Below are 12084 nucleotides of genomic sequence, written 5' to 3'. Positions count from 1 at the left end.
ATTTCCTAACAAGCTCTGCTGACGCTCAAGTGAGCAGCATTACGCTCATTGCCGGGCTCTTTAAAAATAGCAATAGCTATTCTGATAAAGAAACAGAGCCCTGCTCAACATTTAATTCTGATAATTTCTCAATAAATCGCTGAATGTTTTTCTTTCCCGAACCTTCGTTGGCTTTTCTCAGACGTTCGCTTCCCAAAAAGGCGTCGCCTACAGACGCGGTATAAGGAGCTCTTACAACCTCATCAATTAAAACCTTATTGGTTACCGTATCCACCAAATGGTATCTCACTCGTGTGGTAACAGTCATATCCAATCCGAACAAAGGCTGGTCAACATCAAGCATCTGCACATCGAGCTTATATTTTCCTATCGACGAAAACAGACCGAAGCTATCCAGACTACGTTTTAAAGCAAGAGAGAAGCTCTCGTTACTTATTTCAGATGTCCAGGCTGGATTAGTTTTTTCGCCACCACTAACGGATTGCACATCAACTTGTTTATTAAGAGCAGGATCAAACGAGACTTTAGCCGGCCCGTTGTTTCTATATGTCATATTCTCCATTTTTGCGCCAGAGGCACAACCAAATAGGAAAGCACTACATAAAAAAAGGAAACTAATTCTGAATATACTCATAACTTAGCTCCGTTTCTATTGCCCTAGTTTGCTTGCTTTAGCTTGCTGAGCATCTTTAGCTTTCTGCTCTTCTAAACGAGCAAGCTGTTCGTCTGCATGATAGTTCTTTGCGACATCAATAGCGGGTTGACACTCTTTTAAAATGGCGACGTTTTCCATTGCATTAATCTCACCCTTTACACGAGAAAACTCAGCAGCTTCTGCTCCATCACCACCTTCAAGAGCAAACAAAGCAGGCCAGAACAGTATCATACCGATAGCCATTTGAGCTTTATCGCCCTCAGCTTTTTCATCAAGAACACCTGCTAACTCATGGACTATGTTAATACTGGATTGCAACTCTGCATGCAGTTCAGGGCAACTCAACCCCTTATAACCGGCAGTAGATACATGAGCAGCTTCTAATTCCCGGCTATTCGAGGCACAACCTGAGACTAATACAGAAAAACATAAAGCGGTCAAAGCGGGCTTGAAAATTGATTGCATATTAATCCTTTAAATCTCATAAATAATTCTGAGTCCTGACCATGTTCAGGAAGAACAATTGTGAATTTGAAAGGACAGCATATTCTTCATCCATGGAAAATACGCATGCAAGTAGGCAAGCATAATATTCAACAAAAACTCGAAAAGTTGTCCTTAACGCTGTAATTTTAATCAACGGTCATTTTATTGACCAGTTAAAATTATCTATTATGGTTATAAATATTAGAAAACTACTCACGAAAATTAGTAAAAAGGTAATTCAATGATTACAAAGGACACTAATTATGATATCTGTCTATACGTAAAATCAATGGCCGAAAGCCCGCAAGCCAGGCAGATCTTTCACTCTAATCTCAGCACCATTCACCTCGATCAACGCCTGATCTTTCATCTCTTTAATCAACCGGGAAAAGGTTTCAGGCTGCATGCCTAACTGGGACGCGATCAGTTGCTTAGCCATCGGCAACTCGAAGAGACACTGCTGCGCGGCCGGATCAGGTGCCAGACCTGAAAGATAATTACCCAGTCGGTGACGAGTGTTTTGCAGCGTCAGGGTTTCGATCTCGTTGATCCGCTTATGCAGCTTTACCGCCATCCCCCCCATCAAATGCATCGCCGCTTGGGGATCTGCCATCAGCAGGGATTTATAAGGCTGACTAACAATTGCCACCACCATCGTATCCCCCATCGCTTGTGCATTAAGAGGGTAGTGGTTCTTTTCCAGAAACATCAGGGCTTCCGCAAAGGGATCTCCCTCACGAATCACTTCCATCACTTTTGCCTGCCCCTCGGGGGAGAGCCGAAACAACTGCATACTGCCACTTTTAACAATATAGAAGTGCTTCGATTCATCGCCCTGATTAAACAGCGTTTCACTGTTTTTCAGGCGGATCAGCCGACAGTGAGGCAGCAGTTTCTGGCGCTGTTCCTCCGAAAAGGTCTGAAACAGGAAGTGACCCGCCAGAAAGCTTTCAACAGCTGAATCAATCATCACCTATTCCTGTGGTAGCAAATCAATACAGATTAGCTTTATCCCGGGCATCTGCCGCGCCACTGTGATCGCCCCCTTCACTGCGAATATCGGCAATCAGAAACCAGAGTTTGCGTTCCAGTCCGGATTTACCACGGGCCAGTGTCAGTCCTTTAAGGGCGAACTGTTCCGCCTGCAGATACTGGCCCTGCTGACGACGCAGGTCGGCAAGCCGCAGATAGACATGGGGATCACGTGGGTCGATCCGTTGAGCCCGCTCCAGGCTGCTTTGCGCCGCGCTGTAATCGCCCTGTTTCTGCTGTTCTCTGGCACCCTGAAGCAGCGCTATGATCGCAGGATTACTGTTAGCGACAGGGGTTGGTGCAGCAACCTGACTGTTTATCACCGTGAAGCCCTGCCCGGTATCAACCGGGGTGGTTACCGCCACATCAGAACCGACATTCTGATCGACCGTTACACCGTTTCCGGGCGCAGAACGATCTTCCACAATCGGATTTATATTGGCATTACCGCCCATACAACCGGCCAGTAATGATGTTAAGAGCAGCCCACAGCCTGTCGTTATAACTTTTTTCATTTTGTTTATTCCGATCTGAACCAGCGCTTGAGAAGATCAAGCGGATTACTGATAACGTTATCACCGCACCCGGACGATTCCTTAGGCTCGGTGCCCTCAATAAATGGTAACTGTCGGGCACCCTCGCACCCCTCGCCGGACATTAGCCCGGTAGCATCCTCGACCCAATGATACTTGATAGTCTCGGGTCTCTCCGCCATAAATGGCTGCGGCCGCGCCTGCGCCATAAACTCGGTCCAGACTCTTAAAGCACCGCTACTACCGGTCAGCGGCAACGGTTTATTATCATCCAGCCCCAGCCAGACGACCGCCAGGCGATCGCCAGCAAAACCGGCAAACCAGCTATCCCGCTGATCATTGGTGGTACCGGTTTTACCCGCCACCGTCAGACCTTGGGGTAACCGACTATACACCGAACGGGCGGTGCCTTCGCGAACTACTTCCTGCAAGGCATACTGAACCAGGTGTACCGGGCCGGATGCGACTGTCTGCAGGATATTGTAAGAGTAGCGTGACAGCTCTTCGTTGTGGCTGTCCGTTACCATGCGAATGGCCCGCATCGGCACCTGAAAACCGTTACCGGCGATGGTTTGATACAGCTGCGCGACCTCCAGAGGCGATAACGCGGTCGAGCCCAGCAGCATGGACGGATATTCGTCAACATCACGCTGCAACCCCAGCCGCTTGAGCATATCCACCACCTTTGGTGTACCGATCTCCAGCCCCAACCGGGCTGATGACTGGTTGTAGGAGTGCGCCAGCGCGGTATGCAGTGGCACCGGCCCATGACTGGTACGGCTGTAATTTTGTGGCTGCCACAGGTCACCGTTGGGCAGTTTCACTTCGACAGGCTCATCCTCGATGATCGAAGCAAGGGTATAATCTCCCTCCAGCGCCGCCAGATAGACCACAGGTTTAATCAGCGAGCCCACGGGCCGCAGCGTATCCAGTGCCCGGTTAAACCCCTGATAACGGGTATTACGTCCGCCAATAATCGCCAGCACCTCGCCGCTTAACGGATTGCTGACCACCATCCCGCCTTCCAGCTCTTTAAGCGTTTGACCATAACGTTTCTGCAACTGACCAACCACATCGACCAGACTGTTTTCAGCCCGGGTCTGAACGATCGGGTCCAGCGCAGTAAACACCCGCAGCCCCTCGCTGTTCAGCGCTTCTTCGGGATATTCTTCACGCAGCTGCCGCTTTACCAGATCCAGATAAGCGGGGTAAGCCCCCTTAAGTAAACTCTGCTGTTTGACGACTCCGAGCGGCTGCTTCTCAGCCTCCATCCGCTCTGCCAGGGTGATAGAGCCCTGCTCCTGCAACACTTTCAGCACCAGATTACGCCGTTCGATAGCCCGTTGCGGATGGCGTCGGGGATCATAAAACGAAGGACCTTTAACCAGCGCCGCCATCAACGCGACCTGATGCAACTTCAGTTCGCGGATCGGCTGGGCAAACAGATACTGACTGGCCAGACCGAAACCATGGATAGCCCGGGCGCCCTCCTGCCCCAGATAGACCTCATTAAGATAGGCTTCGAGAATCTCATCCTTGCTGTAATGCAGATCCAGCAGCACCGCCATCGGTATCTCAGTGAGCTTGCGCGTCAGCGATCGTTCAGAACTAAGATAGAAGTTTTTAATCAGCTGCTGCGTCAGGGTACTGCCGCCCTGAACAAAACGTCCCGCTTTAGCATTCACGACCATCGCCCGGGCAATCCCCCGGGGTGAGATGCCAAAATGGTTGTAATAGTTACGGTCTTCGATAGCAATCAGCGCATCCACCAGATGCGGTGGAGCCTCAGACAGCTGAATTAGATCGCGGTCTTCATTGTCTTTCGGGTAGATCCCCCCAATCAGTACCGGTTCTAAGCGTGTCAGCGGCAGCTGATTACCGGACTCATCACGAATACTACTCACAGTATCGCCACTAAAGTCGATCAGCAGTTTGCGGGCATGTTCCTTTCCATCAGGAAAGTCGAAGCCACGGGTATACACCCGCACCCGTGAGGTTGCCCATTCGGCACTACCCGGTTGCGTGGCACGGGAGGTGAACTGATAGCCCAGCCCTTTCAGCTCAATTTTCAGATCATCACGACTGAGCGGCTGACCGGGAAAAAGCTCCAGCGGACGGGCATAGACTTTCGCCGGCAACGCCCAACGTTTTCCTTCAAATTTAGCCCGAACCTGGGCATCCAGATAAACCAGCCCGGCCGCGGCAACCACCAGCATAACCAGGGATATTTTCAGAAGCAGGACAAAAAACCGACGCGTCCAGGAGGGCTTGTTTGGCTGTGTTTTACGACTCTTTGGGGAACGGGATGTTGCTGCCCCTCTCTTTTTTGCCATTGGCTACGTATAATCCTCTGTGAATTCCGGCAACTACTTAAAGCACATATGACTCAAGAACTGATCACAGCCCTGTCAGATCCAAACAATTATCCACATCCGGTCGCCGAGATCCGGGTGATAGAGACGCATATCTCCTGGGTAATTCTGACCGGCGAGATCGCCTATAAAATCAAAAAGCCGGTCAATTTTGGGTTTCTGGATTTTACCAGTCTGGAGAGTCGCAAACACTACTGTTATGAAGAACTCCGCCTTAATCAGCGTTTAGCGCCGGATATTTATCAGGAAGTCGTCGCTATTTGTGGCACACCGGCGAGCCCTACGTTAATCCCCCCTGAATTAACCATTCCTGAACCAGCGTCCGCTTTAACGGATATGGATGCAACAAATTCAGCTTCAACAGTCCCAGAATCAGCCGCTGCTGCCAAACCGTTTGAGTATGCCGTTAAAATGCGGCAGTTTGATGATTCCCTGCGATTAGACAGACTACTACAGAAAAGTGCCCTGACAACCGCTCATATCGATGCCCTGAGCCAGCAGATTGCCGATTTTCACCTGCGGGTACCCCATGCCAGCACCGACGGCCCCTGGGGAGAAAGTGAGACGATCTGGCAGGTGGTCAGTGATAACTTCGCCCACACCGGCGAGCATCTCGAGGCACTTGATGACTGGATGGAGCTGCAACAGTTGGCCTATCAGATAAGCCAGCAGTTCCGTGGACTGTCCTCCAAGATTATACAACGTAAGCGGGAAGGTAATATTCGTGAGTGCCACGGGGATCTTCACCTCGCTAATACGACCCTGCTGAATAATCAGGTGCGGCTGTTTGACTGTATAGAATTTAATCTTGAGTTCCGCTGGATCGACACCATCTGTGATCTGGCATTCCTGCTGATGGACCTGGAAGCCAATCAACAACAATCATTTTCACACCGCAGCCTCAACCGCTATCTGGAAATTACCGGTGATTACGACGGCACCCAGCTACTCAACTTTTACAAAGGCTATCGGGCGATGGTGCGGGCAAAAGTAGCGGTGATCGGTGCGGTATGCAATCTGCAGGAGTACCGCCGCTATATCAAGCTGGCGCTGAGTTATGCCAATAAGCCCTCCCCGGTGCTGTTCCTGATGCATGGAGTTTCCGGCAGCGGTAAAAGCTATCTCAGCCAGCAGCTACTGGAACGCAGCGGTGCAATCCGCATCCGTTCCGATGTCGAGCGCAAGCGACTGCACCGGGAGTTTAGTCTGAAGGGGGAAAACCTCGAACTCTATGGCCATGAGATGAATGTACATACCTACAACCATCTTAAAGCGCTGACGGAAAAACTGCTCAGAGTGGGTGAATCCGTTATCGTTGATGCCACCTTTATCCGCATCAGAACCCGTAAAAACTACCTGAAAATGGCAACCAAACTCGGGGTTGAACTACGCATTGTCGCTTGTCGCTGCGACCAGCAGCTAATGCAACAGCGCCTCGATGCCCGCAAAAAAGAGGGCGCTGACGCCTCCGATGCTGACGTCACCATTATGTTAAAGCAGCTGGAGAGCAAACAGCAGCTGGAAGACGATGAGCTGGCTTACAGCTACCGGGTCGATACCGGAGCTGATCAGTCTATCAATGCGCTGTGTCAGCAGATCAGACAGGACCCGCTGATCAGCTTGCCGTTGATTGACTAATACTGTCCAGAAAGCCTTTCCTGAACGCACTTATAAAGAGTACTTCAGTAGAGAATACTTATAGAAAACCGCTCACAAAAACCGGCTGCGGTTCGCTGGCGACCTGACGTACCGGCACCGAATAAAGCTTACTCAGAGCCGCTGCGGTCATCACCGCCGCCACCGGCCCTGCAGCGACCATCCGCCCCTGTCGTAACAGCACCACCCGATCGGCCAGCTGTGCAGCGAGATTAAGATCATGCAGAACACAGCACACCGCCACCCCGGCATCGGCAGCTGTGCGGATTCGTTGCAGCAGCAACTGCTGGTATTTCAGATCCATCTCACTGACCGGCTCATCCAGCAACACAACCTTACAACCGGTCCCCACCTGGGCCATCACGCGGGCAACCTGCACCCGCTGCTGTTCACCGCCGGAGAGCGAGGTGTAGTCTCGCCGGGCCAGCGATTCCAGTTCGAACTGCGCCAGACACTCTGCGACCCGTTCAGCGGTAGCATCCACGCCAAGCATTAAGGGATAACAGCCCAACGCCACTACCTCTTCCACCCGAAAAGGAAAGTTAAGGGGCTGTTGTTGGGTATACATCGCCAGCAACCGCGCTCTGAGTTGCGGATCAATACCACTCAGGAGCTGCTGATCAAGCAGAACCTGCCCGCTATCAGCAGGTTGCAGACCAGACAGCAGAGCCAGAAGCGTTGATTTACCGGCACCATTGGGGCCCAGCAGCACAGTAATCTCTCCCGGCTGCAGTGCAACACTGACATCCTGTAACACTGTTTTACCATTGCGCTGCAGACTCAGATTTTCTGCCGTTAACATACTCTCAACTCCCGCTTGCGCCGGGTTAACAACAACAGAAAAAATGGCCCGCCGACTAACGCCGTGACAATACCCACCGGCAACTCTGCCGGACTGACTAATAAACGGGAGATGATATCGGCGACCGTCAGTAATAACGCCCCCAACAAGCCAGACAAAGGCAATAAGCGGCGGTTATCGGGGCCGGTTAACAGGCGCACCAGATGGGGCACCACCAGCCCGACAAAACCGATAATACCGGTCAGGGCGACCACCGCCCCCACCCCCAGAGCAATTAGTAAAATCATCACCCGCTTACAGCGCAGCACATCCAGCCCCAGCAAGCTTGCCTGCTGCTCTCCCAGCAGCAACAGATTGAGTTTCTCGCCATAACGGGGCAGCAGCCATAACACCGGCACAGCCGCCACCAGCAACACCAGAAGGTCCTGCCAGCGACTGTGGTTCAGACTGCCCAGCAACCAGAAACTCAGTTGCCGCAGCTGCTGATCCGCCGCCAGATATTTCAACCCACCCAGCCCTGCCAGAGCGATCGCATTAATGGCGATACCACAGAGCAGCATATTGGTTACTGAAACGCCCTGCAGAGTAACCGATAAGCGAGCCACCAGCAGGGTGGTTAGCACGCCTCCGGCAAAGGCAGCCAGCGGTAACATCAGACCACCCAACAGATACACCGAACCGCCCAGCAACACCATCATCGCCCCCGCACTGAGAGCAGCGCCGGCGGAGATGCCGATCAGACCGGGGTCGGCCAGCGGATTTCGAAACAACGCTTGAGCAGCAGCACCGGTAATTGCCAGCAGGGCCCCGGCCAGCAATGTCAGCAGCAGACGTGGCAACCGTAGCTGCCAGAACACCTGACTGGCCACTGAGCCATCAAACACCTCAGTCAGATCAAGCGCTACCGGGCCGGTGGTCAGCGACAACAGCATTGCCAGCAGCAACATAAACCATAATATAAACAGGATATTGCGATGACTCATCAGCGGCCTTCCAGGACAAAATCAATCGGCACCCGCACATAGGACGCCACCGCCAGGCCATTCTGCGTTGCCGGCACGAACTGCCAGCGCTGCACCGCACTGCGGGCAGCCTGATCCAACAGATCAGAACCCGAGCTCTGTTCCAGTCTCAAACCCTCAACACTCCCATCACGCCCGATCTCCACACGTAAAATAACCTGCCCCTCGATCCCCAGCTTACGCGCAAGACGCGGGTATTGCGGCTGATCAGGGGGCGTCAAAAAGTCTGGATGTGACTGATAAAACAGTGTGCTTTGCTGTACAGAGGATACCGACTCATCCGCAACAGGGGTGGCAGCAACCTGAGTGGCTGGAATGACCGGTGGGGTTTCTGCTTTGCCAGCCTCGGATTGAGTCAATATCAGTTTGCGCTCAGGGACAGATGACGGGCTTGAATCGACTAAAGGTCTGACAGCAGGCTTAGGCTTAAGGGGCGTCTCAGCCTGAGCAAGCGAGGACGCTGGCACAGCGTTATCGTGGAATGATTCGACCGCTGCGGCCTTGCTTTTCTCTGTTCGCTTATCGACGTGCTTTACGATCTGCCGATCTGACTGTTGCAGGATATCAACGGCATCTTCGGTGTCTGCACTATCATCACCCCGGGTAGCGGTAACCGTAACGTTCAACGGCTGCCCTCCCAGCTGAACTGAATCCTCGAAATCCAGCCAGCCACCCCCGATCAGTGTCAGGTGCACAGCACCAGACACACACAGGGTGATTATAAAGATACGCAACTCCATCAGAGTCGCTAACAGGCTGTTCACAAATTCAGGCTACACTATTGGAGAGTATGATTAGTCACAAAAGTTGGCGATTATAATAGCAGTATCAGCGCAACAGTCTGATATTTTCTCATAGGATGATTAAACGGATTCACGATGACGACTGTTACCCCATTATTTAATATCAGTGAACTGGCAGATAACAGCGCAAAAGGTTTAGAGCTGAACCAGCGAAAACTGTTTGCGGTCAGCCGCAAAGGCCGCATCCACCTGTATGAAAACCGCTGTCCACATAAAGGCGTTCCTCTGGAGTGGCTGCCAGATACCTTTCTGGATGTGGAAAAAGAGTTTATCCAGTGTTCCACCCACGGCGCGCTATTCACTATCGATAAAGGGCTCTGTATCGCTGGCCCCTGTTCCGGTGCCAGTCTGGTAGCGGTCGACTATGAAATTATTGACGGGCAGGTCTGTCTGACGGAGTAGCTTCAGAGCTTTACAATTCAGAGTTTTACCCTTCAGAGCTTTACCGGCAACGAGTGACTGATCGTGACCTGCTGTGGCGTAATCGTCGCACCATAGGCATAGACCTCGACGCCGGCCGTCACCGCTTGACGCAATAACTGACCATAAGCCGGGTCGATATGATCCGCCGGGCGCACCTGTTGAATACCGGTATGCGGCACACAGAAGATCAGCACGGCACGATGCCCCTGAGCCACCATCAACATCAGCTCGCGCAGATGTTTCGCCCCACGGGTTGTGACAGCATCCGGAAAAGCGCCAATACCACCGGGCTCCAGCAGCGTGACATTTTTAATCTCGACATAACAGAGTGATCGCTGAGACGCGTCAAGCAACAGATCGATACGGCTGCTCTCATCACCATATTTCACTTCCTGACGAATCTGGTCGTAGCCTTGCAGCTCTCTAATGACGCCTGTCTCGATGGCTTCGCGGATAAGCGCATTCGCCCGACCAGTATTAATACAGGCCCAGAAGCGCCCCTCAACCTGAACCAGCTCCCAGCCGAACAGGTATTTGCGTTTCAGATTTCCGGAATCCTGAATCCAGACCTCACTGCCGGGGTCGGCACAGTTTTTCATTGAGCCGGTGTTGGGGCAGTGCACTGTCAGCTGGCGGCCGTCATCCAGCTCGATATCCGCCAGAAATCGCTTATAGCGCTTAATCAACCGGCCAGACTGCATATTCTCCAGCTGCATCAGCTCAGCCTTTGCTGCAGTCGCTGCAGTGCTTTTTCGATCTGCTCCACACTGGTGGTGTAGGAGAAGCGGATATAACGATTCGCCCGGTATTCGCCAAAATCGATTCCCGGCGTAACCGCCACTTTATCTTGCTCCAGCAACTCCCAGCAAAAATCAAAGGTATTGTCGGTAAACCGGGAGGCATCGGCATAGACATAAAACGCGCCCTCCGGCATCAGCGGAATCTCGAAACCCAGCGCCCGCAGGCCACTGACCAGCAGATCACGCCGCGCTCTGAATGCTTCCCTGCGCTGTTCAAGAATATCAATGGTATCAGGCTGAAATGCTGCCAGTGCGGCGTGTTGCGCAATCGTGGGTGGCGAGATAAACAGGTTCTGCGCCAGCCGCTCGATATCCGCTACCGCCGTCTCCGGCACGATCGTCCAGCCCAGCCGCCAACCAGTCATACCGAAATACTTTGAAAAGCTGTTCAGGACAAAGGCATCCTGATCCACCGACAGCACCGAAGTCGCATCAAATCCATAAGTCAGGCCGTGATAGAGTTCATCCACCACCAAGTGACCGCCTTTGCTTTTTACCGTCTGCGCGATCAGTTCCAGTTGTTCCCGATGAACCACGCTGCCGGTGGGGTTGGCCGGTGATGCCAGCAGTACACCCGCCGTATTGTCATTCCAGTTTTGCTCAATCAGCTCAGGCGTCAGTTGGTAGTTATCCGCAGCGGTCACCGGCACCAATTGGCCGCGGGCTTCAAGCAGCCGTAAAAAACGTGGATTACAGGGGTAACCGGGGTCTGCAATCATGAATGTCTGTCCCGGGTTGGCCAGCATGGCAAACACCATCAACAGCGCCCCCGAAGCTCCCGCAGTGACAATCACCCGCTCCGGCGAAATATTCAACCCGTAACGCTGTTGGTAAAAAGCCGCAATAGCGGCGCGCAGCGTTGGGATACCCGCCGCAGGCGTGTACTGGGTATGTCCATTGCGAATCGCGGCAATACCGGCCTCAGCAATGGGTGCCGGTGTCGCAAAATCCGGTTCTCCGGCACACATATGCACAACATCATGACCCTGAGCATCCAGCTCTTTGGCACGTTTAAGCAGATCCATTACTTTGAAAGACTCGATATCAGCAACCCGATCGGACCAGTTATTCATGACAGGCGACTCCCCCCGTTGACCGTTTTTGAATGGCCGGGATTATACATTAGTCATAGCGTTAAAGCAGAATTCCTCCACTCAGAATAAGAACAGGCACGTCAGGCCGACAACTATAAAACGGCTAATCGCTGCTATAGTTAGGTGTTGTGCCGTCTTGTATAATTTTGTATTGCACAACAGGTTGAAAAAGAAAAAATGCGACCGTTACAGATGATTTACAGTTTTTTGATCTGGGGGCTGGTGAAAGCGCAAAGGTTCTGGTAACTTCAGCACCCTTCTGATGGTTGGTTTAAACACCTTCAGCATCATGGCCGTTGGTAGCGTTCGGGCACAATCGCCCGACCTGTAGAGAGAAGCGAGGCAGAACTATGCCGAATCAAGAAACACAGTTCACCCACTTTGTACCCTATCCTATTAAGGATGG

12 protein-coding genes are annotated in these 12084 nt (G+C 52.3%); 2 read left to right on the top strand and 10 right to left on the bottom strand.

The window, feature by feature from the left end:
• Positions 1 to 76: 76 nt before the first annotated feature.
• The 5 genes from Q0499_RS17905 to mrcB all read right to left on the bottom strand — a co-directional run bounded on the left by Q0499_RS17905 (position 77) and on the right by mrcB (position 5039).
• Positions 77 to 634, bottom strand: a complete 558-nt coding sequence (locus Q0499_RS17905) for a hypothetical protein (protein WP_299202258.1) — start codon at positions 632 to 634, stop codon at positions 77 to 79.
• Between the two features lie 15 nt (positions 635 to 649).
• Positions 650 to 1120 (bottom strand): hypothetical protein, encoded by a 471-nt coding sequence (locus Q0499_RS17900; RefSeq protein ID WP_299202256.1) that lies wholly within the window; start codon positions 1118 to 1120, stop codon positions 650 to 652.
• A gap of 307 nt (positions 1121 to 1427) precedes the next feature.
• Positions 1428 to 2111 (bottom strand): Crp/Fnr family transcriptional regulator, encoded by a 684-nt coding sequence (locus Q0499_RS17895; protein WP_299202253.1) that lies wholly within the window; start codon positions 2109 to 2111, stop codon positions 1428 to 1430.
• A gap of 22 nt (positions 2112 to 2133) precedes the next feature.
• Entirely contained in the window at positions 2134 to 2688 is a 555-nt protein-coding gene (locus Q0499_RS17890) for a tetratricopeptide repeat protein (RefSeq protein WP_299202251.1), read from the bottom strand.
• Between the two features lie 5 nt (positions 2689 to 2693).
• Positions 2694 to 5039, bottom strand: coding sequence for a penicillin-binding protein 1B (gene mrcB / locus Q0499_RS17885; protein WP_299202248.1), 2346 nt, complete (start codon positions 5037 to 5039; stop codon positions 2694 to 2696).
• A 48-nt stretch (positions 5040 to 5087) separates the two neighbouring features.
• Here mrcB and Q0499_RS17880 point away from each other — a divergent pair, with 48 nt between their 5' ends.
• Positions 5088 to 6716 (top strand): bifunctional aminoglycoside phosphotransferase/ATP-binding protein, encoded by a 1629-nt coding sequence (locus tag Q0499_RS17880; protein WP_299202245.1) that lies wholly within the window; start codon positions 5088 to 5090, stop codon positions 6714 to 6716.
• Between the two features lie 58 nt (positions 6717 to 6774).
• On the opposite strand, the gene Q0499_RS17875 is transcribed toward Q0499_RS17880, so the two are convergent.
• From Q0499_RS17875 to Q0499_RS17865, 3 genes are read right to left on the bottom strand one after another with little or no spacing between them, the layout of a single operon-like run.
• Positions 6775 to 7536 carry a heme ABC transporter ATP-binding protein gene (locus Q0499_RS17875; RefSeq protein ID WP_299202242.1) on the bottom strand — a complete coding sequence of 254 codons (762 nt, stop codon included), beginning with the start codon at positions 7534 to 7536 and terminating at the stop codon, positions 6775 to 6777.
• Positions 7530 to 8519 (bottom strand): iron ABC transporter permease, encoded by a 990-nt coding sequence (locus tag Q0499_RS17870; RefSeq protein WP_299202239.1) that lies wholly within the window; start codon positions 8517 to 8519, stop codon positions 7530 to 7532. The genes Q0499_RS17875 and Q0499_RS17870 overlap by 7 nt, the downstream gene beginning before the upstream one ends.
• The gene (locus Q0499_RS17865) at positions 8519 to 9322 is read right to left on the bottom strand and encodes an energy transducer TonB (RefSeq protein ID WP_299202236.1); all 804 of its coding nucleotides are present in this window, start codon (positions 9320 to 9322) and stop codon (positions 8519 to 8521) included. The genes Q0499_RS17870 and Q0499_RS17865 overlap by 1 nt, the downstream gene beginning before the upstream one ends.
• A gap of 114 nt (positions 9323 to 9436) precedes the next feature.
• Between Q0499_RS17865 and Q0499_RS17860 the strand changes: the two genes are divergently transcribed.
• Positions 9437 to 9763, top strand: a complete 327-nt coding sequence (locus tag Q0499_RS17860; protein ID WP_299202233.1) for a Rieske 2Fe-2S domain-containing protein — start codon at positions 9437 to 9439, stop codon at positions 9761 to 9763.
• Between the two features lie 32 nt (positions 9764 to 9795).
• Here Q0499_RS17860 and sfsA read toward each other — a convergent pair whose 3' ends face one another.
• The gene (sfsA, locus tag Q0499_RS17855) at positions 9796 to 10500 is read right to left on the bottom strand and encodes a DNA/RNA nuclease SfsA (protein ID WP_299202230.1); all 705 of its coding nucleotides are present in this window, start codon (positions 10498 to 10500) and stop codon (positions 9796 to 9798) included.
• On the bottom strand, positions 10500 to 11657 hold the full coding sequence (locus Q0499_RS17850; RefSeq protein ID WP_299202227.1) for a pyridoxal phosphate-dependent aminotransferase: 1158 nt from the start codon (positions 11655 to 11657) through the stop codon (positions 10500 to 10502). The genes sfsA and Q0499_RS17850 overlap by 1 nt, the downstream gene beginning before the upstream one ends.
• Positions 11658 to 12084 lie beyond the last annotated feature (427 nt).

It is taken from the genome of uncultured Amphritea sp., from assembly GCF_937127095.1.
Classification (GTDB): Bacteria; Pseudomonadota; Gammaproteobacteria; order Pseudomonadales; family Balneatricaceae; genus Amphritea.
The sequence above is the reverse complement of the archived record's forward strand: the minus strand, read 5'-3'. Positions and strand labels throughout refer to the sequence as shown.